At 45.9% G+C, this 26,749-nt stretch carries 22 protein-coding genes and 1 other RNA gene; 5 read left to right on the top strand and 18 right to left on the bottom strand.

Annotation, left to right across the window (positions count from 1 at the left end; genetic code table 11):
* Positions 1 to 22 precede the first annotated feature (22 nt).
* A complete protein-coding gene (gene xylA, locus ABC765_RS02050; protein WP_347980606.1) occupies positions 23 to 1,372 on the bottom strand; it encodes a xylose isomerase in 1,350 nt (449 codons plus the stop codon).
* Positions 1,373 to 1,716: 344 nt separating this feature from the next.
* Here xylA and ABC765_RS02045 point away from each other — a divergent pair, with 344 nt between their 5' ends.
* The gene (locus tag ABC765_RS02045) at positions 1,717 to 3,069 is read left to right on the top strand and encodes a sugar porter family MFS transporter (protein ID WP_347980605.1); all 1,353 of its coding nucleotides are present in this window, start codon (positions 1,717 to 1,719) and stop codon (positions 3,067 to 3,069) included.
* Between the two features lie 179 nt (positions 3,070 to 3,248).
* On the opposite strand, the gene ABC765_RS02040 is transcribed toward ABC765_RS02045, so the two are convergent.
* The 4 genes from ABC765_RS02040 to ABC765_RS02025 all read right to left on the bottom strand — a co-directional run bounded on the left by ABC765_RS02040 (position 3,249) and on the right by ABC765_RS02025 (position 7,877).
* Positions 3,249 to 4,421 carry an ROK family transcriptional regulator gene (locus tag ABC765_RS02040; protein ID WP_347980604.1) on the bottom strand — a complete coding sequence of 391 codons (1,173 nt, stop codon included), beginning with the start codon at positions 4,419 to 4,421 and terminating at the stop codon, positions 3,249 to 3,251.
* Between the two features lie 136 nt (positions 4,422 to 4,557).
* Positions 4,558 to 5,418, bottom strand: coding sequence for a GRP family sugar transporter (locus ABC765_RS02035; RefSeq protein WP_347980603.1), 861 nt, complete (start codon positions 5,416 to 5,418; stop codon positions 4,558 to 4,560).
* A 231-nt stretch (positions 5,419 to 5,649) separates the two neighbouring features.
* Positions 5,650 to 7,158 (bottom strand): HAMP domain-containing sensor histidine kinase, encoded by a 1,509-nt coding sequence (locus ABC765_RS02030; RefSeq protein WP_347952776.1) that lies wholly within the window; start codon positions 7,156 to 7,158, stop codon positions 5,650 to 5,652.
* Positions 7,155 to 7,877, bottom strand: a complete 723-nt coding sequence (locus ABC765_RS02025; protein WP_033934368.1) for a response regulator transcription factor — start codon at positions 7,875 to 7,877, stop codon at positions 7,155 to 7,157. Before ABC765_RS02025 ends, ABC765_RS02030 begins: the two co-directional genes overlap by 4 nt.
* Before the next feature lie 193 nt (positions 7,878 to 8,070).
* On the opposite strand from ABC765_RS02025, the gene ssrA reads away from it, so the two are divergent.
* Positions 8,071 to 8,446, top strand: a transfer-messenger RNA (tmRNA) gene (ssrA, locus tag ABC765_RS02020).
* Between the two features lie 271 nt (positions 8,447 to 8,717).
* Here ssrA and ABC765_RS02015 read toward each other — a convergent pair.
* The 3 genes from ABC765_RS02015 to ABC765_RS02005 all read right to left on the bottom strand — a co-directional run bounded on the left by ABC765_RS02015 (position 8,718) and on the right by ABC765_RS02005 (position 10,622).
* Positions 8,718 to 9,164 (bottom strand): Rrf2 family transcriptional regulator, encoded by a 447-nt coding sequence (locus ABC765_RS02015; protein WP_347952775.1) that lies wholly within the window; start codon positions 9,162 to 9,164, stop codon positions 8,718 to 8,720.
* Positions 9,165 to 9,234: 70 nt separating this feature from the next.
* Positions 9,235 to 9,870 (bottom strand): NAD(P)-dependent oxidoreductase, encoded by a 636-nt coding sequence (locus tag ABC765_RS02010; RefSeq protein WP_270361666.1) that lies wholly within the window; start codon positions 9,868 to 9,870, stop codon positions 9,235 to 9,237.
* A gap of 167 nt (positions 9,871 to 10,037) precedes the next feature.
* Positions 10,038 to 10,622 (bottom strand): L,D-transpeptidase, encoded by a 585-nt coding sequence (locus ABC765_RS02005; RefSeq protein ID WP_006500353.1) that lies wholly within the window; start codon positions 10,620 to 10,622, stop codon positions 10,038 to 10,040.
* Between the two features lie 649 nt (positions 10,623 to 11,271).
* On the opposite strand from ABC765_RS02005, the gene ABC765_RS02000 reads away from it, so the two are divergent.
* Both ABC765_RS02000 and yjeM read left to right on the top strand, forming a co-directional pair.
* Entirely contained in the window at positions 11,272 to 12,486 is a 1,215-nt protein-coding gene (locus ABC765_RS02000; RefSeq protein WP_347980602.1) for a serine hydrolase, read from the top strand.
* A gap of 171 nt (positions 12,487 to 12,657) precedes the next feature.
* Entirely contained in the window at positions 12,658 to 14,184 is a 1,527-nt protein-coding gene (yjeM, locus tag ABC765_RS01995) for a glutamate/gamma-aminobutyrate family transporter YjeM (protein ID WP_347980601.1), read from the top strand.
* A 64-nt stretch (positions 14,185 to 14,248) separates the two neighbouring features.
* Here the strand turns inward: yjeM and ABC765_RS01990 are convergent, their stop codons facing one another.
* The 5 genes from ABC765_RS01990 to ABC765_RS01970 all read right to left on the bottom strand — a co-directional run bounded on the left by ABC765_RS01990 (position 14,249) and on the right by ABC765_RS01970 (position 19,985).
* Positions 14,249 to 15,214: a hypothetical protein gene (locus tag ABC765_RS01990; RefSeq protein WP_347980600.1), complete on the bottom strand. Its 966-nt coding sequence runs from the start codon at positions 15,212 to 15,214 to the stop codon at positions 14,249 to 14,251.
* A gap of 179 nt (positions 15,215 to 15,393) precedes the next feature.
* Complete coding sequence (locus ABC765_RS01985; RefSeq protein ID WP_347952770.1) at positions 15,394 to 15,627, bottom strand: hypothetical protein; 234 nt, start codon at positions 15,625 to 15,627, stop codon at positions 15,394 to 15,396.
* A gap of 379 nt (positions 15,628 to 16,006) precedes the next feature.
* A complete protein-coding gene (locus ABC765_RS01980; RefSeq protein WP_376752310.1) occupies positions 16,007 to 17,137 on the bottom strand; it encodes a PTS transporter subunit IIC in 1,131 nt (376 codons plus the stop codon).
* A 459-nt stretch (positions 17,138 to 17,596) separates the two neighbouring features.
* Positions 17,597 to 18,784 (bottom strand): cysteine desulfurase family protein, encoded by a 1,188-nt coding sequence (locus tag ABC765_RS01975; RefSeq protein WP_347980599.1) that lies wholly within the window; start codon positions 18,782 to 18,784, stop codon positions 17,597 to 17,599.
* A 295-nt stretch (positions 18,785 to 19,079) separates the two neighbouring features.
* Positions 19,080 to 19,985: a LysR family transcriptional regulator gene (locus ABC765_RS01970; RefSeq protein WP_347980598.1), complete on the bottom strand. Its 906-nt coding sequence runs from the start codon at positions 19,983 to 19,985 to the stop codon at positions 19,080 to 19,082.
* A 125-nt stretch (positions 19,986 to 20,110) separates the two neighbouring features.
* On the opposite strand from ABC765_RS01970, the gene ABC765_RS01965 reads away from it, so the two are divergent.
* Positions 20,111 to 21,151, top strand: coding sequence for a putative sulfate exporter family transporter (locus ABC765_RS01965; protein WP_347980597.1), 1,041 nt, complete (start codon positions 20,111 to 20,113; stop codon positions 21,149 to 21,151).
* A 37-nt stretch (positions 21,152 to 21,188) separates the two neighbouring features.
* Here ABC765_RS01965 and ABC765_RS01960 read toward each other — a convergent pair whose 3' ends face one another.
* The 5 genes from ABC765_RS01960 to ABC765_RS01940 all read right to left on the bottom strand — a co-directional run bounded on the left by ABC765_RS01960 (position 21,189) and on the right by ABC765_RS01940 (position 26,565).
* Positions 21,189 to 22,253, bottom strand: coding sequence for an LCP family protein (locus tag ABC765_RS01960; protein ID WP_347980596.1), 1,065 nt, complete (start codon positions 22,251 to 22,253; stop codon positions 21,189 to 21,191).
* A 275-nt stretch (positions 22,254 to 22,528) separates the two neighbouring features.
* Entirely contained in the window at positions 22,529 to 23,110 is a 582-nt protein-coding gene (locus tag ABC765_RS01955; RefSeq protein WP_148313170.1) for a LysM domain-containing protein, read from the bottom strand.
* Between the two features lie 333 nt (positions 23,111 to 23,443).
* Entirely contained in the window at positions 23,444 to 24,259 is an 816-nt protein-coding gene (locus ABC765_RS01950; RefSeq protein ID WP_347980595.1) for a Cof-type HAD-IIB family hydrolase, read from the bottom strand.
* A 15-nt stretch (positions 24,260 to 24,274) separates the two neighbouring features.
* Positions 24,275 to 26,107 carry an acyltransferase family protein gene (locus ABC765_RS01945; protein ID WP_347952764.1) on the bottom strand — a complete coding sequence of 611 codons (1,833 nt, stop codon included), beginning with the start codon at positions 26,105 to 26,107 and terminating at the stop codon, positions 24,275 to 24,277.
* A 146-nt stretch (positions 26,108 to 26,253) separates the two neighbouring features.
* Entirely contained in the window at positions 26,254 to 26,565 is a 312-nt protein-coding gene (locus tag ABC765_RS01940; RefSeq protein WP_006500368.1) for a hypothetical protein, read from the bottom strand.
* Positions 26,566 to 26,749 lie beyond the last annotated feature (184 nt).

The raw sequence follows: 26,749 nt of genomic DNA, 5'->3' as shown, positions 1-26,749 counted from the left end.
GTATTGTTAGAGTTTCAAGTGACTACTTAGCCAGCGTTTCAATCATAAAGTGGTTGATCGTGTCCTTAACCTGTTCAAGGTGGTCAGATTGCGTAGCAGCCCGCAGTTCGCTTTGTGGCGTGTCCAAAACGGTTGGTTCGATCGACTTGAAGTCTTCCTTGCCTTCTTCGATGGACTTGCCCAGACCTTCGTCCCATGATGCGTAACGATCCTTGAGTACCTTGTCCAGGTAGCCGTCTTCCTTAAGGGCAGCAGCAACCCGCAGACCAGCAGCAAACGTGTCCATGCCGACAATGTGGCTGTAGAACAGGTCTTCTGGCTTCCAAGAAGTCCGACGTGGCTTAGAGTCAAAGTTCAGACCACCATGAGGGCCGATTTGACCTGCTTCAACGACTTCGTACATAGCTGCCGTAGCTTCGTACAGGTTGGATGGGAATTCGTCGATGTCCCATCCGATCAGCTTGTCACCTTGGTTGGCATCCAATGAACCCAGCATGCCGGCTTCACGAGCAACGCGAATTTCGTGTTGGTAAGTGTGACCAGCCAGGTTAGCATGGTTACCTTCCAGGTTCAGCTTGAAGTCTTTGTCCAAGCCGTATTCCTTCATAAAGTTCAGCGTCGTTGCTGCGTCAAAGTCGTATTGGTGCGTCGTTGGTTCCTTTGGCTTAGGTTCCAGCAGCATTTGAGCATCAAAACCGATTTCGTTTGCGTAGTCCTTAGCCATGTGGAAGAACTTAGCAATGTGTGATTGTTCGCGCTTCATTTCAGTGTTCCAGAGTGATTCGTAACCTTCACGGCCGCCCCAGAAGACGTAGTTTTCAGCACCAACCCGCTTGCCGACTTCCAGACTGTGCTTCAGCTGTGCACAAGCGTATGCGTAGATCTTAGCTGATGGAGCCGTCCCAGCACCAGCCAAGAAACGAGGGTTGGTAAACAGGTTGGACGTGTTCCACAATACCTTCATGCCAGTCGTCTTTTGGTATTCGACGATCTTGTCGACGACCTTGTCCAGGTTTTGGTTGGTTTCACGCAGTGTGTCGCCTTCTGGAGCCAAGTCGCGGTCGTGGAAACAGAAGTAGTCAACACCCAGCTTGTCATAGAATTCAAAAGCATAGTCAACTTTTGCCAAAGCATTGTCCATTGGGTCAGTATACTTGTCATATGGACGAACCGCCGTGCCATCACCAAATGGGTCAACCAGCCGCTGGTCAAACGTGTGCCAGTAGGCAACTGAGAACCGCAGCCAATCCTTCATCTTCTTGCCCAGAATTTCTTCTTCTGGGTTGTAGTATTGGAATGCCAGACGTGAGTTCAGGCCTTTGTGTGGACCTTCATACTTAACTTTATCAATACCTTGCCATAAATCACTCATAATATGGGCCTCCTGAAATTTATTAGTTTGAATAAACAACTAACTTACGGTTTTTAATATAGACCATGCCTGCTGTTTTGTAAACCCTTTCTAGCAAAAAATTTCAGAATCAGTCGATCCTAAACAGCGGCTTTTAAAATATATAATGAAGAAAAAAGGCTTCATCGCCAGCAGTAATTTTCTAAAAAGCTGCCACCTGGTTCTTTACTAAAAATTCACGCGACTATTTTGAAATTTCGCTTGCTTTTATTCTTGAAAGCGGTTATATTATATTCGCGGGTTGGTTTTAGCTTCAAACCAACTAAAGCAATAGGAGTGTTTTATAGTTAAGGAGTTGTGTAATCATGCGCAAAGTATCTGCGGGCTTTATTTACTTTTTCGGGGCCCTCGGCGGTTTGCTCTTCGGTTACGATACTGGTGTTATTTCCGGGGCCATTCTGTTTATTCAAAAACAGATGCACCTGGGAACTTGGGAACAAGGCTGGATCGTTTCCGCGGTACTGCTGGGCGCCATCTTAGGTTCATTGTTTATCGGGCCATCTTCTGATAAGTATGGTCGTCGTAAGCTGCTATTATTGTCATCGGTTATCTTCTTTATCGGTGCGCTTGGCTCTGGATTCTCACAGGGATTCTGGTCACTGCTCTGCTTCCGGATCGTTTTAGGTTTAGCCGTTGGGGCATCATCTTCAATGGTTCCTACCTATTTAGCCGAGCTTTCGCCAGCCGACAAGCGGGGCATGGTTTCCAGTATGTTCCAATTAATGGTCATGACTGGTATTCTGGTTGCCTACATCACCAACTGGTCGTTTGAACACATGTACACTGGTTGGCGTTGGATGCTTGGCTTTGCCGCTATTCCTGCTGCCATTATGTTCTTTGGTGCCCTTTACTTGCCAGAATCCCCTCGTTATCTGGTTAAGATTGGTCGTGAAGACGACGCGCGGGCTGTTTTGATGAATATGAACCACAATGACAAAGGCGTCGTTGATAAAGACATGACCCAGATTGAACAACAAGTCCACATGAAAAATGGTGGCTTAAAAGAACTGTTTGGTCCGATGGTTCGTCCGGCTTTGGTTGCAGCAATCGGTCTGGCCGTCTTCCAACAGGTCATGGGCTGCAACACTGTGCTCTACTACGCACCAACGATCTTCACTGATGTTGGGTTTGGTGTTAACGCTGCGCTGTTGGCTCACATTGGGATCGGGACCTTTAATGTCATCGTTACGGCATTTGCCCTTTCAATCATGGATAAGGTTGATCGTAAGAAGATGCTGATCTATGGTGGCCTTGGCATGGGGATCTCATTGTTTGTCATGAGTGCCGGGATGAAATTCTCTGGCGGTTCAAAGGCAGCGGCCGTCATCTGTGTCGTTGCCATGACGATTTACATTGCTTTCTTCTCTGGTACTTGGGGTCCTGTTATGTGGGTCATGTTTGGTGAAATGTTCCCACTTAATATTCGTGGCCTGGGCAACTCATTTGGTTCCGTGGTCAACTGGACTGCCAACCTGATTGTTTCATTAACCTTCCCAACCCTGCTGGACTTCTTCGGTACGGGTAGTCTGTTTATCGGCTATGGCGTCCTTTGCTTCTTCGGTATTTGGTTCGTCCATGCCAAGGTCTTTGAAACCCGTGGCAAGTCGCTGGAAGATATTGAACAGAAGCTTCGTGATCACGCTGGTTCCAAGAACTAATCTCAGTCATTATTCAAAATCCCACTCAAATCTTAAATCTAAATCTAATCTTACTTGCTGAATCCTAAACCCTCTCAATATATCGATAGTAAGTATTTTGCCTGGCAGTTTTACTGTCGGGCTTTTTTATTGCGCTTAAAAGCGAGCAATAAAAAAACTCGCCTCAATGACGAGTCTTTTTACTTAATGTTGGAAACCGATTTCGGCCACTTTAAGATCAACGAATAGCGATCCATATCTAAAAAACGATGGATAGCCATTGAGCTGGCGCCTAAAAGCGATGCCATTTCAGATCCTTTAATCATCTGCAGTGGAATATCGATCTGGCGGTCCTGCAGCCAGTCGCGCAAATGCTGATATAATTCAGGCATCTCATCAAACAGCGGTGAATCAAAGTAGACTGCCTGCGGACCAAAACTGACGATTGCATCATAAACCAGCTTTTGCAGATGCCCCATTGCTTGGGCAATCACGCGGACGACGGTTTCATCATGCTGCCGATACATCTCATATAGCCGTGCTGGTCGCAGATTATCCAATCCCTTTGCTTGAGCAATCTGAGTCAGAATCGCATCTTCAGAGCAGAGCGCCTCAACTTTGACCAGCTGTCCATTCTGACCAACGACCAGACTGCGGCCAATTTCGCCAGCTCGACCATGAAAGCCGCGATACAGCTGCTGATTGGCAATGATTCCGGCACCCACGCCACGATGAATGCTGATGGCCAGCAAGTCGCGGTATGATTCCCGATCGCCAAAATCACGCTCAAAAATCGCGGCCAGGTTGGCTTCATTCTCCAAAATCGTCGGGACATGAAACTCATTTTCAAAATAGGCGGCCAGGTCAATGCCATTCGTACTGATAAATGGCGCGTCAACGATCTGATTATGGTCAACGATACCATGAACAGAAAAGCCAATCGCCAATAAGCCATGGATCGTATCATCGTTTTGTTCCATCTTCTGCAGCACTTCTTTGATTGTCTGCATGATCAAAAGCATATCGCGTTTTTCCAATGCAATCTGCTCATAGCTGATGATCTCACCATTAATATAGCTGAACATAACCCGCAGATGACCAGTGCCGATTTCAAAGCTGGCGACAAAGCCATACCGCTTGTTCAAACAGACCAGATTCGGTTTGCGCCCACCACGATTGGTCGACTCACCCTGTCCTAGTTCTTCAATGAATCCTTCATCATTTAGTTCATTATAAATTGCGGAAACAGTTGATTTATTGATTTTTAATTCACGTGCGATGTCAACCCGAGTCGTGGCAGGATGATTGAACAGCTGCTGTAGTACCAGCTGCCGATTCGCTACCCGGACCAGGCTGCGACTATCGTTTTTCATGTTGAAATTTCCTTTCTTTGTTAGTATGTATTTTAAACTATCTCTAGTTTACCCGTTTTTAAATGAATTATAAACCAATTGTTGTATAAAAAAAGAGAAAAGCAATTCTGCTTCTCTCTTGTCTTTGTTTTTATGTTTAGGCAAATGCCGTTGCAATGCTGCCGACTACGATCAAAACGATTCCCCAGAAGGTAAATTTCGATTCGCGTGGGCTCTTGTGCTCATGCAGGACCAAGATTCCGCCAAACGTTGCGATAATCACGTTCAGCTGAGTGAAGACAAAGGCAACCGTAACCCCAAGCATCCGAGCCGCGAAGATGTAGGCAAATGCCGCAATCCCCCATGAGATACCAGCCAGAATGTTGGTGTACTGTTCTTTTTGCGTAAAGGCCTTTGCATTGCCCGAAGCCAGGTCATAGATGATGGCCCCCAATAAGATCCCCAGTACTTCTGGCAAGAAGATGCCGACTGAGTCTTCATGCGCCAGGATCGGCATCTTAGGGAACGATGAGTAGATCCAGTAACCAATCGTTGTTGCCAACAGAAACAAAACATCCTTGGTCGTAACGTTTTGACCATTGGAACGATCGGTAAACGAGGTCATCATTGCCCCAATAATAACGATTGCCAATGCGATAAAGCCAATCGTCAGTGCCCGTGCCGAGTGCCATTCGCCGAAAATCAGGACCCCGATGATCGAGTTACCAACTAATTGAAAGACGGTTGACAGTGGCACCGTATTGGAAACCCCGATTCGTTTGAATGAAACGAACTGACCAACCTGAGCCGTTGACCACAGTGCCCCACAAAGCAATGAGAACAAAAATGCCTTCATGCTTACTTGCGGATGCATGATCAAAAAGGCAACCAAACCAACTAAGGAAGCCCCAGCGCCAATCCCAAAAATCTGGTTGGCTTCTGATCCACCAACCTTACCAGTAATCAGCGGCATAAAACCCCAGCCCAACGCTGGAATTAAAGCAATAAGATAAGCCATAATCAAAATCTCTCTCTCTTAAAAATTTCGATAAAAGTAGTTAAAAACTTTACGAAAAATAACTATACCTTAATGCAATCGTTTTCACAAGTATTTATATTCCTAAAGTTAGTAAAGTCGTTGGTGGTATCGATATCTTAAAAGCATTTACCATCAGCATTGCAAGCGATTGCTCAAAAATTTGGTCTAAAATTGAAAAGGTTTGCAATTTTATTTTCGAAACTGATATTTTTAATCATCAGTCTTACCACTTGGCGTAATGGCATGTGGGGCATATTCACGGTCAGGGAAAAAGAGCGTAAAAGTCGTTCCCTTGCCTAGTTCGCTGGCAACCTTGATTGTTCCCCCATGCAGCTCAACCAAATGATGGACGATCGCCAAACCAAGCCCCGATTCACCATACTGCGTGTTCATTCGCGAGCGGTCGGCTTTATAGAAACGCTCCCAGATTTGCTCCGTCTGCTCTTTAGTCATCCCAATCCCGTTGTCCTTAACCGCAAATTCAGCTCCCTTTGGCAGTCGCCGACCAGAAATCTCAATTTTGCCATTTTTAGTAAACTGAATAGCATTTTGGATGATGTTAAACATAATCTGGACAAACCGGTCATAATCGGCATAGACACGCAGAACCTTGGGCAGATCCACAGCCAGTTCATCATTTTGCACCTTGGCCTTTTTTCGCAGCTGAGCCTGAAGATTATTGACCACTGCCGTTGCATCAAAGACTTTGCGGTCCATTGAAATCTGATTGGTCCGGATCTTTTCATAGTCTAGCGTATCGTTGACCAGACGAATCAAGCGCCGCGTGTCATTTTGCATCAATTGAATACTGTGCTTTTTGTCCTCTTCTGGAATCGCATCGTAGGCCAGACCTTCCAGTAAGCCGTTGATCGTCGTCAAAGGTGTCCGCATTTCATGAGCTGCATCAGCCATAAAGCGCCGCCGCCGTTCTTCTTGTTGACGAATCTCTTCTTGTGACGCCTGCAGTGCATCCGCCATCTGATTGAAGTCGCGGCCCAGATCATCAAGTTCATCATTTGATTGAGTATCAATATGCACTTTATAGTTGCCGCGTGCGATCTGGTGCGTTGCTCGGCGCATTTTACTGATCCGCTGCGTGGTTGAGCGGGCCAAGAGATAACTGACCACCAGTGCCACCAGCATCGCGATTACAAATGTTGCCAACAGATTGTTAAGGATCTGGTGCCGACTTTGCTCAACCGTTGATACAAAAGTCCCAATTGAAACTACCGCGACCAGCTTTCCCTGATAAAAATATGGTCTTAAAATATCGGTCATGCTTGGATGCGGACCCGGCTTTGACTTTTCTTTTGTTCTGTTTTTATCAGAGACGTCTAAACGGGGATGATCGATTTTCTTTTGAATCGTCTTCCCCTGCTTTAGGGCCTGCCATTCTTTTTTGGTCAGCGTCGCCGTATAGCCGTTGCTGGCAAAAATTTTCTTTTGGTCGGCATCATAAATCGCAAAGTGCACGTTTTGCCGCGCTAAAAGATTTGCATTGCTTTTCAGCGATGACGTCTTTAATCCCTTAAACTGGCGCGTTGTCTGATCATATTTAATGGAGTCTTGAATCAGGCTATCGGCGTCCTGCTGCAATTCTCGCCAGGTATTGGTATACAAGGTTCGATTAGTAACGTTGATAAATGAGATGGTTACAATGATCAGCAGTGTGCAGATGACGGCAAAAAAGCTCAGCATCTGCCGGTAGATCAGCTTCATTGATCCTCAACCTCGCTGTCATCAAATTTATAGCCAACGCCCCATACCGTTTGAATAACTTGGGGACCAGCCTTTTCAATCTTTTGACGCAGCTTTTTGATGTGTGCGTCAACTGTTCGTTCATCACCATAGTATTCATAGTTCCAGACCAGCTGCAGCAGCTGTTCTCTGGTAAATACCTGTTTCGGTTTGGAAGCCAGCGTCTTTAGCAGGTCAAACTCTTTGGGCGTCAGGTTTTCAATCTGCTGGTCATCCAAAAATGCCTCGCGCGTCTTGGAATTCAGCTTGAAATGCGGCGTCTGCACGTCAAAGTCACTGGCAATCTGCTGTGTGCTGCTGCTGAGCTGATTAAGCTGGGTGCGGCGATACAGAGCTTTAATCCGGGCAATCAGTGCAATCGTACTAAATGGCTTGGTAACGTATTCGTCAGCACCCATTTCAAGCCCCAGCACCTGATCGCTTTCCGAGTCACGTGCCGTCAGCATGATGATCGGCACGGTTGGCGAAATTTTGCGCATTTCAGCTGCCACCTGCATCCCATCCATCTTGGGCAGATTGAGATCCAGCAAGACAATATCCCAGCCCGTTGGATCCTTTTTAAACATTTCCACGGCTTTAACGCCATCTTGCGCATAGCCAGCCTCCCATTTTTCTTTTTTGAAGAACATTGCCATCATTTCGCATAAGGTTTGATTGTCCTCCACCATTAAGATTTTCATTTTCTTCACCCCGTCAGTAATTCTTGATTGATTCTAAAAGTCATTATACGGCATTGATCTACTACAATAGGAATATTTTGTGACCAAAGTGCGAAACTTTAATAAATTCAGCACCGTTGTCCAATTAATCATGCCGCTAAAATTCTTGTCGCGTGCATTCAGAAATCAAATATGTTAAGATTTACTCTGTAACGGGGATGTTTATGGATTCGACGGGTATAGTTCGAATTCCGGCTGCGTTTCGAAGGTTGCGGCTTCGTAAAAACGCTCAGTTTCAAATTATAACTGCAAACAATAATTCAAACTCTTACGCATACGCTGCCTAACAAGTAAGCATGCGTAAATCCGGCTGGGCTCGTCCATGGTGCAGTACCGGGTTTTATCTAACAGTGGACTTACGCTTGCTGCTCCGGCTTGAAGCGACAAGAAGAGACCAATCAAGCTAGTTGTGTGGGTGAGCCCTGATCAGCGGCGTTCCAGACAATGAACCTTAAATAGCTGAGATATGAACGTAGACGCCGAAATGGCGATATATTCGGACGCGGGTTCAAATCCCGCCATCTCCATTTATAACTTGTTCAAGAGTGTTGATAGGCGGTTAAAATGCCGATATATCAACACTTTTTTATTTCCGCCAGCCACTGTCAGGCGTTACTTTACCAAGAAACTACGGACAACTCGGCTGAAATATCCAGCAAGCATTCTCAAGCAAGAGGATGCTTGTTTTATTTATATCAAAAAACCTCTAAGCAGCTGGCTGTTTCCCAGCTGCTTAGAGGTATTGCTAAGCCTGCGCTAACGCTATTCAATTTTCATAATCGGTAGATCTTAATCAACGTTTTATTGACCAGCAGATTCGCTGGCAATGGCTTTGATGACATCAGCCTCAACGTCACCAACATTTTGCCGTTTTAGATCATCCTCAAAGTCCCGTTGAATCTTAAACAGTTTATCGCTTAAAGCGTGGTGGATGTTGCGGCCAACCGGACAGTCCAGATTGACGTGTTCGTGGAAATTAAACAGCTCATCTTTGTTTTTCTCCACTGCCACATAGACGTCATAAAACGTAACCTGATTCAGCGGTTTTAAGAGCTTGATGCTGCCAGGTCCTCGTTTGGTATCGATCAGTCCCGCCCGTTTAAGATCTGACATTAAAGTCCGGATGATTACCGGATTGCTGCCAATGCTGTCGGCCAACATGCTGCTGTTGACCGTTTCTTTATCGCTAAAATAGTCAATTGCCACCAACATGTGAATCGCAATCGTAAATTTAGTTGAAATCTGCATTTAAACACTTCTTTATTATAAATCTGCTTAAAAATATTTTATTACAGATATTAAAGAATTGCTAATCAGCTTATGCTTCAACGACTGAGATCCGCTGTTGAACATGGTTGCCCTTTTCAATCTCGTCAATCATGGCAACCGCATAGTCAGCATATGAGATCACGCTTTGCTGGCGATCGTTAAGCATGAATTCTTCGCCGCCCAGCAGATACTTCCCCGTCTTTTGACCATCAGCCTGAAAATCAGCTGCTGGTGAAACATAGGTCCATTTAACGTCTTTAGCAGCGCGCAGAATTGCCAAAGCCGAGCCATGCGTTGCACTGACTGGCTTGTATGCATCCGGAAAATCAGGCTGCAGTTCCAAAGTTGAGGTATGTTCAGGATTTACGTACAGTGAGCCCGCACCGCCAACCACCAGCAGCCGCGTATCGGTTCCTTTCAGCAGATCAGCCAAATAGGCAGCTGCCTTGGGAATTACGTAAAGATTCGTTAATTCCCAGGCTCCAACTGCATCTACGACTGCGTCAAAATCCTGCAGATCTGTCTTTGTCAAGTCAAAAACATCTTTTTGAACATAGCTGGCAGCCTGCGTATTGTTTTCATGACGACCAAATGCAGTCACGTCTAAGCCACGTTCAACGGCTTCACTGATAATTTTTTGCGCAGCCCGACCATTAGCGGCAACAACGGCAATCTTCTTACTCATTTTTAAATCACTCCATTTTGTAATATAACAAGTTACAATTAATCGTTGTTTATAATATATTATATTACAAACTATTTGTCAAGAATTTAATTACAAAAAATCAGTCTCCACACCGGGAAACTGATTTTAATTTATTATCTAACAGTCTGATGGGCATTCGCTGAAAGCTAGTTATCCGCAATTACGACTTTGGTACCTTCAGGCAGGTTTTGCTCCATCCACTTAGCGTCTGGAACCGACAGCCGAATACAGCCATGCGAGCCTGTTGACTTGCCCAGCTTGGCAGCTTCCTTTAGATTATATGAGCCGTCTGCTTTAGTAGGAACCGAGTGGAAAAGATATTCGCCATGATTGAGCCAGGAAACATAGTAGTTGGCGCCTTCACCCAGCTCTTGATTATAAAAGCTGTCGCCGCGCTCAGCTTGAACGTAAAAAGTGCCAGTTGGCGTAGTACTCTTCATCTTACCGGTCTTGGCATCTTTTTGATAGACCCCGCCTGAACTGTACATAGTGTAGATCAGCTTAGAGCCATCATAAAGATAGGTCCGGTTGCCCTTTAAGCTGACCTTGACCCAAAGATTTTTAACCTTGCTCAAGTCTGGGTACGGAACGGTTTCAGATGATTTCTGCCAGTCAATTGGCGTCCGCATATTGCTTTGGGATTTGGAACTAGAACTGGTTGCCTTGGATTTGGCAGTCGTAGCAACCGTCTTGTTGGTGGCAGCCGGCTGCTTAAGATGATTATTATACATATAGCAGCCGCCTAAAATAATTACAACTAAACAAAGCAGCCAATAAATCGTATGTCTTGATTTCAATTTTCTTTCTTCCTATTTCTATAGTAAAATTGTAGCAAATTCGAGCGATAGGGGAGTCTGACTTGCGCACCAATTTAAAAATTGCCTATCTTTCGGCAATCGGATTTGCTACTGCAGCTATTATTTTATCAAATTGGCACTAATAATGCTTGGGGGAATCAATATTGACCGTTTTTTTAAAGAAAATATGGCAATTAATCAACACCCACAAATGGCTCAAAGATCTGCTGCGAGCCGATTGTCTGTACTGTTTGATAGTCGGCAGCTATAATCTTTTTTGCCTGTTTGTTCCTCAATTATTGCATTCAGTTTCGCTTTACGTTTTCGGGGGATATTTTCTGCTGCTTAATCTTTGCCTGCTGGGGCGGACCATCTTTTTGAAGGCCACAGCTCATTAATATTAATTCATATATTATATAAATCGCATCGTCTTGCTTATCAGCAGGCGATTTTTTTGTGGCTGCCAATGCTAGCCAAACGCTAAATTTTGGTTTTGATCAACGAATCTTCAATCTTGTTGCTTAATGTTATGATAAAATGACGCTGATATAATTGTTTATTATCTATTAGGAGCTTTTCGTTAATGAAAAAATTTATCGCTATTTTTCTAACCTGCTGGCTGGCCTTACTGAGCTGGTTGCCGAGCGTTCATGCCGAGACATTTATAAACGCCAATCAGCTGGACGCATCAGCAGCTTTGGCACTCGATGCCAAGACTGGTCAGATTCTGTATTCGCAAAACATCAATCAAAAGCTGCCAATCGCTTCAATCAGCAAGCTGTTAACGGTAATGGTCATTGAAGATGAGATCAGCCAGCATCAATTAAGCTGGAACACTAAAATCAAGATCAACCAAAAAGTGGCCGCCATTGCCGATGACCCTGAATACTCAAATGTCAGTCTGACGCAAGGCCAGTCCTATACCGTCTCTGATCTGGTCAAAGCTGCACTGATCAAATCAGCTGACGGTGCAACGGTTGCTCTGGCCGGCGCTTTAGGCGACAGCACTGCGCAGTTTAACCAAAAGCTGCAGAAAAAGGCGCGGCAGATCGGGATTAAAGATGCCACCATCGTTAACAGTGTCGGCCTGACCAACAGCCAGCTAAAGGATCTGGCCGTTAAAAACATTGATGACAACGCCGAAAACAAGATGTCAGCCAAAGACGTCGGTAAAATGGCGGCCTATCTGGTCAATCATTATCCCGATCTATTGAAGATTGCCGGTCAGACCTCTTTTCAACTGGATGGCTCAACCGTCAACAATATCAACAAAATGCTGACGAATTCCCAGTATCAGACCAGCGGCGTAACGATTGACGGTTTAAAGACCGGGACTTCAGATGCTGCCGGTGCCTGTCTGGTCAGCACGGCGACTTTCCAAAATCGACGCATCGTAACGGTCGTGCTGCATGCCAATGGCGACAGTACAGACGCCCGTTTTACGACAACGCAAAAGCTGTATCAGCTGATTGCCAACAGCAGTCTGACTCCGCAAAAAGTAGCTCTGCCCAAATCGTTTTATCAAAGAAGCGTTGTCAAGTTTCTGTTTTTCAAGCATCAGATCAAGCTGCGCCCCCGTTCAATCACGATCTGGGAAAACGCCAGTGATGCCAACCAGTCATCCCGCTTGACCATCTATGACCATTTAACGGCTAAAACCAACCGAAGCGGACAGTTAAAAGCACCGATCAAAAAGGGCCAGTCGCTAGGATATTCCTACGTAAAGGTAAAAGGCGTTCAATTTATCAATAATCACGGCTTAAGGCTGCCATTGATCAGTCAGACGACCGTGCAATAGATTATAAGTCAGTGACTGCCACTGGCTTTTTTATTTTCCGCCATTCAGATTCGATTAAAATCAGCTTTGATAAATTAAGTTTTTAATGAACTTTTTTATCCTTCATCAACAAAAAACAGGCGTATAATTTATCCCAATGTATAAATATTTATTGAGAGAAGGAATTCAGCTATGGATTCACAGTCATCCAACACCAAGATCAAGCTTGGTGCACTGGTCTTGATGATTTTTTCGTCAATTTTTGGCTTTAGCAACTCTTTGACTGCCTTTTATCAAATGGGCTATGCCAGCATCATCTGGTATATCGTGACCGCAGTGCTGTTCTTTTTGCCTTCCGCATTGATGTTTGCCGAATATGGCGCTTCATTTAAGGCAGCTCGCGGCGGCATCTTCTCATGGCTGCGCGGCTCGATCGGTGAAAAGCCAGCCTTTATCGGAACTTTTATCTGGCTGGCAGCTTGGGTCATCTGGCTGGTGTCGTCAACCCAGTTCTTCTTGGTTTCAGTATCAACCATGATCTCGGGACATGATCAAACGCAGACTTGGCATTTGTTCGGCCTCAGCGCCAATCAGACATTAGGTATTTTAGAAATCGTCTTTTTATGTATCGTTACTTTAATTGCCTCTCAAGGGATCGACAAAATTGCCAAGATTTCCTCGTTTTGCGGCATTTTTACGCTGGGCATCTCAATCATCTTTATCCTGGCCAGTCTGCTGGTATGGATATTGGGACATGGTCAGCTGGCTGAGCCAATGACGGCCGCCAGTCTGATTCACTCGCCAAATACCGCGTTCGTCTCACCAATTGCCGTCATCTCATTTATCGTCTACGCGTTGTTTGCCTATGGCGGTCTGGAGACGATGGCTGGCGTGATTGACTCGGTTGATCAGCCAGAGCGGACTTTCCCCCGCGCCATGATCATTGCCATGTTTTTGATGACTTTCATCTACATTGCCGTAATTTTTCTTTGCGGAGTCTGTACCAACTGGCAGGCCGTCTTAAGCGGTAAAAAAGTCGATCTGGCCAACGTTGAATACGTTTTGATCAACAATATGGGACTGGTAACGGCACAAAAGCTGGGACTTTCTCATGCAGTCGGCGTCATGCTGGGCAAGGCCTTTGCTCGCTTTACGGCACTGACTGACGTCTTAGGCGGCCTGGGAGCAGCTTTTGTCATGACCTACTCGCCAATCAAGTCGTTTATTGAAGGATGTGATCCGCGCCTTTTGCCAAAAAAGCTGACCGCTATGAATAAGTACAAAATGCCTTCATTTGCCATGTGGATTCAAGTCATCATCGTTTCGGTCATTATTTTGTTTGTTTCGTTTGGCGGCAATGCTGCGGGACGCTTCTATACCATTCTCACCGATATGATGAACGTTTCATCATCAGCGCCATATCTGTTTTTGGTAGGGGCCTTTCCATTCTTTAAGATGAAAAAGAATCTGGCGCGCCCATTCGTGTTCTACAAGAATATGACGGTTGCCTGGATCGTCTCGATTATCGTCTGGCTGGTACTGGCCGTAGGAATCATCTTCACCTGCATTGAACCGCTTCTTGAACACGACTACGCCACCGCTTTTTGGACGGCAATCGGCCCATTGGCATTCGGCGTTGTAGCCTGGATCTATTATTCATGGGCTGAGCATAGGCATGTTTTAGATGACAAGCCCGCTGCAGAATCAAATGATGATTAGCCAAAACCGATCAAATAAAAACCGCACTGTCACTTGACAGTGCGGTTTTTATTATCTAAAAGCGCTACTTAAGACTGGCCGCCATTTGAACCAAGGTATCGATGCTGTGGGCTTCCATCGTATAAACCACGTTGCCGCGCATCCAGTTCAAAACCTGAGGCCGCTGACCATCGCCTACGCTGACCTCAAAAGTCCCCGTCCCACGATCGTCTGGTGCCGGCAGATAAAATTGTTCCAATAAGTCAACAATGTGGCGTGCAGTTGGCACTGGGTCTTCACCATTCACTGCCGCAGCATGAACCGTCAGCTGCCAATGTCCTTCTTTCCACGTCAGATAGCGCTGACCAGCCCCCGCGTCAATCGTTCCCGTTAAGCTATGACCAAGATCAACGGTTGGCAGGCCAGCAGTATTGCTGTCATCATAGTGTCTGATTGCCTGGGCAGCCGCAGCCTTGCTGGCATAAGTCTTTTTACTTAAGATCAGGTAAGGCGTCTGTGAGCTTAAAGTTGGATCATTCAAGCGCTTAGCCGTGTAGCCGACACTGTAATAGATCGTGTAGCTGCTGGCATTTCCAGAATAGCGAACGTTTAGATGACCATTAGTCGTAGAAAGTCCTGGCGTGGTGGGCAAAAGAACGTTCCCCAGCTGCGCGCGGATCGACTGATTAAAAGCTGCCAGACGCTGTGAATCGCCGCCGGCTGGATTGACCGCACTAGTCTTGGTTTGACTGGCAGCTGAATTATCAGTTGTTGATTTTGCCGCAGCTGATGAAGAACTGGCAACTGACGATGTTGAGCCATTACTGGTACTTGATTGACTGGCTGACGATTGCGCGGCTTGTGATGATTGGTTAGCCGCTGTTGACTGGGCTTTCTTGCTTGTTTTTTTGGCCGACGAATGCTGCTTGGCCGTCTTAGCACTGCTGGAACTGGATGAAGCCTTTTGACTCGATGTCGTTGCAGAGCCGCATCCAGTCAGCAGCATGGCTAAAACCACTGCACTGGCCATTAGATTGAATTTCCGTTTCATGTCTTTTCCTCCCATCAGCAGACTTGAGAAAACGTTTTCTTTTAATTACATTATCCATCAAGTTCGCATCAAAAACAAATTCAATTCGGCAAGCACAATGAGCGGCCATTTTAGGAGCCTTCGCGGCTAATAAAAAGCCGCTGGGATTCTTCATCCCAGCGGTAATTAATCAGGTTTGGCTAAAATACCAAGCGAGCACCCAGTACCAAAATGGAAATGGCAATTACGATGCCCATGCATTCAACGAAAAGGCAGCTGATGTTGATTGTCGTTGCTACCCAGGGGGCCGTTTGCGGCAGGTTATCCTGCACATCCTTTAACACGACAAACAAACTGCCCAGACCCATGACGGCAAAAACAATCAATGCGCCGAAAAGAGCGGCCTGGTTGAGAGCAGCAACAGCAACAAACATAGTAAAACTTCCCTTCTTTAACTTATTTGCAAGGCTTATTCTAACACAAGCAACTATTAAATCCACCCCACTTCCCTTGACAACTGATGGCATTTATGATTGAAAATGTTTGAAAAATGAATAAATTCGTTTTTAACCCATAAATGCCGTTTAAACCTTGATTAAATCGGAATTTATGCATATTTAATTTTTAAAATATTTTTTTAAAAATTTTTGGCGCCTTTTTAAAGACAGCGCTTTCACAATTGACTTGACTACTTCTAAGCGTTTTACCATTGATTTTGTCAATATTTGTTCACAATCTCATATGTTATTTTTATCATGTTTAAATAAAAAATAACTCCTCGTCCCACTTTCCAGACGAGGAGTTGTTTTTTGCTTAAAGAACCGTCAAATGCATCTCGCCATCTCGTACCAGCTTCATCTTTTTCATGATCTGGAAACCAACGACTGAGATCAATGCTGGCAGTGCCATTCCGCAGACAACGTAGGTTACAAATGAGCCAGTACCTTGCCCCCAGAAGTAGATCGGCGCGATAAACGAGTTAAGACCCAGGCCCCCAACCGTGTAAGTAGCACGGAAATTAAACAGAACCGTTGCCAATGGAGCACAGACTGCAGCGGCAACAACCGGTGGAATCAGCTGCAGTGGATTGACGATCAAATTAGGGAACTGCAGCTTAGGCGTAACTACAAATTGAGCAATATTGGCACCAACCGTGTTCTGCTTCCAAGACATTGCCGTAAAGCCAACGAATTGAGCCGTCGTACCAATTGCAGCCGCTGCGGCAGAAACTGGATCCAGCATCAGTGCCACCGCTAATGCCGCTGAAGAAGCCGGCGTCATCAAGAACAAGGCCCAGACTACCGAGATAGAGACCGAGCCAAGCACTGGGTTGACCGCCATCGACTTGGCAATAAATCCACTGACGGCAATCAAAGCTGGCGTTACAACTGCAGCCAGACCCAGACCAGCCAGCGTCCCGACCATGGTTGCCGCAAATGGAACCAATACCATGTCCAAAGGCGTCTTACCAGAAAGGTACTTGCCCAGCAGTGCCGCAATCAGCGCTGCACAGACTGCCGAAACTGGCTGACCCGTAGTAAAAACTCCCGTACCAGCTGCCTGAACGGCGGTCTGACCCGTTGCCGTTACAGTCGCAACACCCTTGGCCGCCGTAACAAAGTGCACCGCGTTGGAACCAACCGTCGCTGCAATCATTGAGCTGAACATTACCAGCGTCGTCGTTCTTAATTCGACAGCCACGGCAATTCCCAGGGCTGGGGCTAAAAGATCCTGTGCCAGCGTCCCGGCCATATACAGCGGTTGGAAGTGAACAAAACCGGCAATCGTCTGCATTAACAGTCCCATCCCCAGTGTAACCAGAATGGCGTTGGCAACCGCGGCAGAAATGTTATAGGCATATTCCTTAACGGTTGTTTTGTGCGCGGCTCTTTCACGAGCACTCATGCTAAAGTTCGCTTGTTTGGTATTGGCTGCTTGCTCCATATGCATTACCTCTTTCTTCTCATACGTTTTTAATAAAAAACATCCACTGCCGATTCAACAAGCAGTGGATGTCAAGCGAGGATCTAAATTCATGCTTGTCCACTACCACGTTTTCGGTTTCAGGCGCGCGTCGTGGACAGAGATCTCAATGCTAAAAAGCTGGGATTCTTGACCGCACGGCACGCACGATAATAATGACCAGGACTAGGATAATAATGATTAGGACAATTGCTGATGGTGTCATTGCGATCAAGCTCCTTTCTTAGAAAAAAATGAGATTTCTTAATGCATTTATAATATCAAATCAAAGCGATTATGCAAGACGTTTTTTATAGTTTGTCTATTATTAAGTTGGTTTATGTTAAAACTACAAAAAAGAGCCGCTGCAAGCGACTCCATTCACAATTCATATTATTTTTTTAATGGGCATAACGTTAATTATATTAACAGAGAATCAGCTTAACGCTGTCCCCGATCGCCATTGTTCTTAAGCCGTGGCACGTATTTAATCAACGCGGCCAGCAGGCAATCAACATCTTCAATCGTATTGTAGATACCAAAACTAAATCTTAACGTCTCCCAGACACGAGGACTGTCTTGACCGTACATGGCTACCAAGACATGCGAAGGGTCCAGCGAGCCAGACGTGCAGGCCGATCCCGCCGCACCGACAATGCCATCCAGATCCAGATTCGTCAAAAGAGCATCGTTAGGGACACCTTTAAACCAGATACTGATGACTTGTGGCGCCATTTCCTCGTTTAAGCGACCATTGACCGCAAAGTCGATTCCATTGGCTTCCAGTCCATCAACCAGATGCTTTTTCAAATCCAGATAGCGCGCGGCCTGCTCTTCTAAATCGGCCAGGTGCAGCTCAATTGCTTTGGCAAAACCAGCCGCTGCCGGTACGTTTTCAGTCCCTGCCCGCCGTTTAAGCTCTTGGTCGCCACCGCGGATGAACGATGGGAAATTAATGCCCCGCCGCCGATATAAAAAGCCAATCATCTTGGGACCGTTCAGCTTATGACCAGAAACCGAGAGCAGATCAATTTTGTCTTTTTGGACGTCAATTGGCACGGTTCCATAAGCCTGAACCGCATCCGTGTGGAACCAGGCATTGGTTGGTGCCACGATCTCACCGATTTCATGAATTGGCAGATGACTGCCGACTTCATTATTGACCGTCATAATCGAGACCAGAATCGTATCGGGACGAAGCGCCCGTTTCAGCTCTGTCAGATCAATCTGACCATTTTCATCAACATCAAGGTAGGTAACCTCATAACCTTGCCGTTCCAGATCTTCTAAAGGCCTTAGAATTGCCTCGTGCTCAAATCGCGTCGTAATGATATGTCGTCCTTCACTGGCACGAGCCAATGCCGTCTGCTTGATGGCGGTATTGTCGCTTTCCGTTCCACCACTGGTAATCACGATCTCATCATCATAAGCAGCGTTGATTGACTTGGCCATCACATGACGGCTGTCTTCCAGGACCTGTTTGGCAATCCGGCCATAATAGTTGGTTGTCGAGGCATTACCAAAGACATTGGTCATCTTATCAGTCATTTCAGCAACGACCTCTGGAGCCATTGGCGTAGTGCCGGCATTATCAATATATACTCGCTTGTCCAAAATATTCGCTCCCATTTTTTGATTTGGTCAAGGTTCTTGTTCTAGCGCATTCCCTAGTATAAACCTTTGCCGTCCAGACGCAAAATAAAGCCGCTCAGCTTGGGGGAACTGAGCGGCTTTGTTAGTGCTTTATTCAATAATTGGGAGTATTTTTGAGAAAAAGTAGGGGATCATCAAATCAATCACCGTTGCTTGATTAATTTGATTGTCATTATCTTACCGATTAAATGCAATTAAGCTGTGGCAGATTTGTGAAGTAATTGCGAATATTACTTAAGAAAGCTTAATCATAACAGCATCTCAGTCAAAATCATCTGCTGATTTTCGCCTGCCAGCCAGATTCGTTCAGCTGCCGACAGATCCGTGCCAGCTGGTGGCGCTGATTTTTAAAGAAGCTGTTTTGGGCCGTTACCAGATAAAGCGCATGCTCAATTGCCAGTCCGTTCAGCTTCCACTCAAAAAGCTGTCCGGCTGCCAGTTCGTCTTCAACCAGCGCTTGGTACATAAAGCTGATGCCCACGCCGTCTTTAAGCAGCTCAATAATGGCATTGGGACTGCCAATCTCAATTACCTGTTTAAAATCTGCCAAGGAACTGCCATGCCCCTGCAGCCATTTTTCCAGAATCTGTCGTGTCCCGGATCCCGGTTCGCGAACTAAAAGCGGATAGTCAAACAAATTTTCTAGATTGACCGCTGCCTTAAGCTGGCGGCTGCCAAACAGGGCAAATTTTTCTTGGCCAATGGTTTCCCAGACAAAATGCCGATGATCAAAATCTCCCTCAACTAGTGCCGCATCCAGTTCTCCTCTTTGAATCTGGCTGAGCAGTGTCTGCGTATTGCCGATCTGTGTCGTAACTGGCCAGTCCTGCTCGATCATTTTAGCCAGCACCTGGGGCAGTAGAAAACTGCCAATTGAAAGCGTCGACCCTAATCTTAATGGCGCAGTCTGTATTTTCAGCTCTGCCAGCATTTTTTGGTTCTCATTCCTTAGAAACGTCAAATAATCAACCAAGCGCTTGGCACCAGGAGTCAAGGCTACTTTCTTTCCCTGATGATCAAGCAGCTTGAATCCCAGCTCTTTTTCCCAGGCGTTCAGCTGCTGTGAAACGGCCGGCTGCGTAACAAACAGCAATTTGGCGGCTGCCGTCAGCGATCCTGTTTTTGCAACGGCCAGCAACGTTTCGCTGCGATGATCGAGCAGCGGATCTGGTTGCATAAGCGTCACCTCAATTTTTAATAAGTAAAACTTTGAATATCTAAAAAATACTAATTTTTATTTATTAATATAACATGATAGGCTTAAATCATCATCAATCTGAGTTAAGAGAAAGGGTTTTGGATATGATTAAGACATTATTCTCACGGCAGTTTGTCGTAGCATTTTTGCTTACGCTGCTGTGCTCTCTGGCAGGCTCTTTTTTAGGCGGTCTGCCTTACCTGTCCGTAATCGGTGCTTTGGTAATTGCCTTGATTCTAGGGATGCTGATGCAGTTTGCTCAGCCCGCCGTTGCTTACAGTCAGCCTGGAATCGGTTTGATCTCCAATAAATTTTTGCGGCTGGGCATTATTCTTTTAGGATTTAAGCTGAATCTGATTGCCTTGGCACAAGCCGGCATCAAAACGATCATGCTGGCAGTCGTGATCGTTTCGGGGACGATTCTATTGGTTTATTCCTTGGCGCGGCGCTTCGGCGTTGATCGGCACCTGGCAATTCTGGTCGCCAGCGGAACGGGAATCTGTGGTGCGGCCGCCGTAATGGGAATCTCATCACAATTTGACAATGCCGCCAACGAAACCGAAGCTGAGCGTCAGCGCGAAAACAAGGTCGTTGCCGTTGCCATCGTTGCGATTCTGGGAACTTTATTCACGCTTTTGGAAATTGGCATCAAGCCGCTTTTACACATGTCTGCCGTTCAATTTGGCGTTATGACGGGCGGCTCGCTGCACGAGATCGCCCATGCCGTAGCTGCCGGCAGTGCCGGTGGTCCGGTCAGTCTGGACACTGCAATCATTACTAAGCTTTCACGAGTCTTGATGCTGGCACCGGCCGCGATGATTATTGGGTGGTGGTACCAAAAACAAGGGATTAAAGATGGCTCAATCGTTTTAACGAATGACCAAAAACGCGTCCCGATTCCCTGGTTTATGGTCGGCTTTATTCTGGCCAGCGTGATTGGAACCTTTATGCCATTAGGCGCCACGGTTATTGCCGGTCTGGTTAAGCTGGCCTACCTGGTCTTGGGAATGGCAATGGCTGCCCTTGGCATGAGCGTTAACTTTAAGGTCTTGCTGACGCGCGGCCGCAACGCGCTGTTGGCTGCCATTTTAGGCTCGGTGGTATTATTGACCTTCGTAGCTGTCATGAGCAAATTATTCTTCTAAATGCCAAAAAAGAGCTGAGGAATTCCTCAGCTCTTTTTTAATTGCTTACAACCGTATTATATTCAGCACCGTTTGGCAGCGTGAACTCAAGATTGTTGATTCCATCATAGCCATTTTGAACGGCATAGTTGTAAAGTCTGGTTTCCGTATTGGTAACATGTTTTGGCTTTTCGCCAATCGATTTGCGAATCGCCTTGGAGACTCGGTTAATCTCAGTCGGCGTGACTGCCTGGAAAGATACGCCATCAATCGTGGCACTGATTCCCTGCAGATGATCGATCTTGACGTTGCTCAGTGCCGGACTGTATTTGGTATAAAGCGTCGTAACGGCTTTAACTGGCAGATCAGTCCGCACGCCATCGCCAGCCGCCTGCAAAAGCTTATTGGCAACCGTGATCGAGCCATTTTTCTTAAACTTGTTGATAACGGCCTCTAAAATCTGCTGTTGACGGTATTGACGGCCATAGTCGCCTCTTGGATCATCATAGCGCATCCGGGAATATTTAAGCGCTTGACTGCCGTTCAAATGCTGCTTGCCCTTTTTAAAGTGGTGTCCCTCATAGGTAAAGGCAAACGAGTTGTTGACCGTTACCCCGCCAACTGCATCCACGACTTTTTCCAAGACGCCCATATTGACGGAGGCGTAATAGTCGATCTTAATGCCAAGCAGATCCTCAACCTGTTTCTTCGTTTCCTTAACGCCGCCCAGCGAGTAGGCCGCGTTCAGCTTAACGTAGGTATAGCCGCCCTTGACTTTGACCTTGATTGGAATATCACGGGAAATAGCAGTCATCCGTACCGTTTTCTTTTTAGGATTGACGGTAATGACTTCAATTGAGTCTGTGTTGCCGGCTCCCCAATTCTTGCGCCCTAAAGCCCCTGAATCAAGTCCCAGCGTTAAAATCGTGATCGGCTTACCCTGCCGCAGTTTCTTATCGACTTTTTCGCTGTTGCTGAATACTTTTGAGGCTGCTTGATGAACTTGATAGTACTCATAGCCGCCACCAGCTGCCAAAGCGATTACGATCAGCGCCAGCAGCCATTTAAGCCAACGCCATTTCTTCTTTTTGGGCGTTTTGGCTGGTTGTGTTTTTTCTTCCATTCTTCCGTTCGCATCTATAATTAAGAACCTTGCAAAACAACTTTTGGACAGTTCTCAATCAATAACGCGATCCTTCCCGTCATTGATTTGGCAGTCACATAAATAATTGCCACGTTTAGCCTGACTAATTCAATTTAGCAGAAAAAAACAGTGATAATCTGGTTTCACCGAAAAATTTAACAATCAATAACTTTCTTTAAAAAAATTTATAAACTATTTCAAAATAAAAAGCACCGTTTCGGTAAAACGATGCTTCGAATCATTAAAGTCTGATTTTAGTACCAGCCATTGCTCAGCCAGTGCTGTTTGGCATTCGTCCAAGAACCGTAACGACCAGCAACGTACTGATCAGCTACGCGTTCTTGGTTGGCAGGTGAGTAGTCGCCGTTCAGGTAGGCTGCGCTCAATTGGTACTTACCGATGTATTGACCATTGCGTGCGCCATAGTTGTTGCCGGATTCATGAGCGGCGATCCAAGCCTTGGCATCTGCTTCAGAGCCGTAAGCCGTGGAAGTGTAGTTGGAAGTGGTTTGTGAAGTTTGAGCAGCAGCTGATTGCGTAGTTGCTTGAGCGGCTGGCTGAGCAGTCGTTTGAGCATCAGTTGCCTGGCCATCAGTCTTAACAACCAATTGTTGACCAACGTAGATCTTGTTGATGTCTTGAATGTTGTTTTGTTGAGCCAGCGTTTGAACCAAGCTGTTGTCATTAGCGAACTTTTGAGAAATGCTGGACAGCGTGTCACCGGACTGAACCGTGTACAGCGTGTCAGCGTTGGCAACCGTAGCCGTAGCAGCAACGCCAAAAGCAACGGCACCCAAAGCAGCGGTAATCTTCTTAAAGTTCTTCTTCATAAAAATCAAAACCATCCTTTATCAATTATCAATTCGTTTTTATCATTTCCTTATCAACGTCCCTTATCATACACGCTCAATATTACTAATTGATAACAAGGCAATTGCGTTTTAAGAGTTTTTTACGGCTATTTTGTAACATTCTGTAATAAAGTCATAACCATTCAAACGGCCTTCTGATTATAAATGTTGTTATATCAATATTTTTCGGTTTGGCTAACTTTTTTATATCGGTATTTGAAATATTGCAAAAAAAATCGTAAAAAGTCACACAAAAACCATTTTTATGATTTCAGCGGCTTTTTACGACCAGATTTTAAGGCTGAATCACGCCTTATATTACATTAATGTTGCAAAAAAATTCTCCAGGTAAACGGCAACGCCATCCTCATTATTAGATTTGGTCAGATGATCGGCAGCTTTTTTGACGTTATCCAAACCATTTGCCATTACTACGCCATCGCCAGCATCGCGAATCATCTCATAATCATTATCAGCATCGCCAAACGTCATCAGGTTGGCAAAATCCCAGCCATAGTGCTCCAGCAGTGCCTGCAGACCCACGCTCTTGTTGACCCCGTTTGGCAAAAATTCCAATACCATTGGCTGCGATTGGACAACATTGACCTGCTGCCGCAATTCATCGGGAACGGCTGGCAGAACCTCCTGACTCATCTTGGCAGCCGGAATTGCCATAATCGCCTTGGCATAGACATGGTCGCCACCCGGCAGGTCATTGAAGTGTGCGTCTTTAAATTCAATGTTTTTTAAAATCGTTTTATAGATGGAACGCGGCATGTCCATGATTTCATAGACGCGATCAAAGTCTAAGACATCTAGCGAAAAATCGTGCTGCTTGGCAAAATCAAAGACTGCCTGCAGCTTGTCTTTTGCGATCCCATGTTCTGATAAGGCAGCCCGCGTTTGATTATTGACGACCAGCCCGCCATTAAAAGTAATCGTGTAGTCGTCAGCCGTGGTCAGACCTAATTGTTCAATATAAGGCCAGATCGCGTTGATTGGCCGACCCGTACAGAGCACGATTTTGATGCCTTGTTCATGCAGCCGTTTCAAGACCGCCTCGTTTCGAGGACTGATCTCTTTTTGGCTGTTGAGCAGCGTGTTATCCATATCTAATGCAATCATTTTAATCATAAGCGTTTCTCTTTTCTATTTATTTTTCAAGATCGTTTTAACAATCAGCCGCGTAAAGTATGCATTTCCCTGCTCATTCATATGAACCTTGTCCTGCGCAAACCACTCGGCATGACCATTGGCAGCCTGATTCCAGTCAATCACGTGCACGTTGGCATTTTGCTTGGCGGCCTGCTTGATCTGATCGCAAACCGTCTGTTCCCAGTCACGCGTCGGCACGTGCGGCGTGATCCAATAAACCTGATGATCCTTACCAATTGCCGTTAAGATATCATTAATCGTCTGCGAATCCATCGCGCCATTGGTTCCAAGATTTAAAATCACGTTTTTCTGCAGCTGCCCCTTAGCTTTAAGATCTTTAATAACAGCTGGCGTAGCGCTCCCCTGACGCCCGACTTCAGCATCGACATAAGCATGCGGCATAATTTCTTGAATATCCTGAGATGCATCGGCCATTACCGAATCACCGATTGCCGTGACTTTCAGCTCTGAGGCTGCTTTAAGCTGGTTTGAGGTCAGGCCATATTTTTTCTGCAGCGACTTGCTGTTGACGTTAACTTTAGCCGTCTTTCCTTTTGCAATCTGCTTATTTTTAGCAGCCGTAGCCTGGCGACTCTTTTCAATGCGGGTCTGAACCGCACTTTTTTTAGCCGGCTTGCTTGGCAGCATCAGACCGCACAGCGCGATAAAGCAGATGATGACGACTGGGCCGACTTTCAGCCATTGGTGCCAATCATGCATTTTAAAGTCGATCCAATGACGAATGCTGGCCGGCAGATACCGCCACTGATAATGAGCAAGCGGCTGTTCAACCAATCGATAGGAGAACTCGCTGATCGCTAAAATCAGCAGGCATTCAACCAAGGCATTGATTACTGGGTGCCGGCCAATCTCAACGACTCGTTCATAAAAGACCATAACCGGCAGCTGGTAGACGTAAATGCCGTATGAACGCTGACCGATCCAGGTAAAGAAAGGGTTGGTCAGCCAGCGATTCATATGACTGCCTGGATGAACTACCGTCGCAATCAAAATCATCCCAATCAGGCTGTAAAAAAACATGCCGCCACGATAGGTCCAACTGCTTTGGCCCGGCAGCGTAAAAAAGCCCAGCAGCGTGATCAGCAGTGCACCAATACCGACTCCATCCAAGATTCTGGCAGCATGTGCCGTCAAGTTGGCGTTAAGGCGATCAATCGGCCAGCATAAGGCCAGCCAGGAACCCAAAAGCAGCGAAAAGGCTCGGGTATCGGTTCCATAGTAGACTCGGTTGATATTTTGCGGATCAAACAGCAGCGCCATTTCAACTGCTGAAGCAACCGCCAGGATAAAGACCGTCCACTTGATTTTGGAACGTTTGCGCAAAACCAAAAACAGCATGAATAAAATCAGCGGCCACAAGAAGTAAAACTGGGCCTCAACGCCTAACGTCCATAAATGCGTAAACGGCGACTCTCCATTGAAGCGATCAAAATAAGACTGGCCATGGCCGATTTCCCACCAGTTGTAGACCCACAGCAGATTAGTAGCAATGGTGCTTTTGATGTTATGCAGCAGATCGCGAGCAAACAGCGTAATATAAGCCGTCGTGACCGTCAGCATAACGATCAGCACCGGATACAGCCGCCGCAGACGCTTAAGGTAAAATTTCGTCAGCTGAATGCCGCCCGTTTGATCCATTTGCCGCACCAGCTGTAAGGTAACGAAATACCCAGAGATCAATAAGAACAGCGGCACGCCCAAATAGCCGCCTGGCAACGTTGTCGGCAACAGGTGATAGATGATCACGCCAAGCACGGCTAGCGTTCGGACGCCATCAATTCCTGTCACATATTGCTTGGACCGCATAGATTTCCCCCCAAATAAAAAAATAACAACTTTTATTATAATCACAGTTGACCAACAAGTCTCATCAAAATGATTTTTTTATAAAACAACGGTCGCGACAGTCTTTTTCTGCCCCGACCGTTGTTAGAAATATCAGAATTACTCAATCAGCCGACTCGGTTTTCACGCAGAATCGCCTTGACCAGCTGATCGGCTTCTGGGGTTCGTTTCCATTCCTCCCAGTGATCCATTGACTCATCTTGCATCTGATAGTGCGTGTTGATGAAATGCTCATAATTGATCACGTTTTGTGAATGCGGGATATTCAGCTTTAAAATGCGAACTTCCTTAATATAGCCACGCTCAGCAGCCAGCTCGGCACGGCCGTTATGAACCATATTGCCGATTTCATAATATTTGGTGCCATCATTACGCGTAATTTCTTCTATTAAGGTAAAGACTTCATGCTGTTCTTCCATTTAAACAATTCCCCTTTCGCATCTATTGTATCAGAAAATAAAAATCATCGCCGTGGACCGACGATGATTGGCATAAGAGAGAAAGAGAATTGATTAGAAGGTAAATACTTAATACCTTGTGACTATATATTACAAAATATTGTAAGCGCTGTCAATAGTTATTCAGATTTTTTCAGCTGCTAGC

Source organism: Limosilactobacillus sp. WILCCON 0051, from assembly GCF_039955095.1.
GTDB classification, from domain to species: Bacteria; Bacillota; Bacilli; order Lactobacillales; family Lactobacillaceae; genus Limosilactobacillus; species Limosilactobacillus allomucosae.
This window is presented reverse-complemented; position numbering and strand designations above follow the sequence as displayed.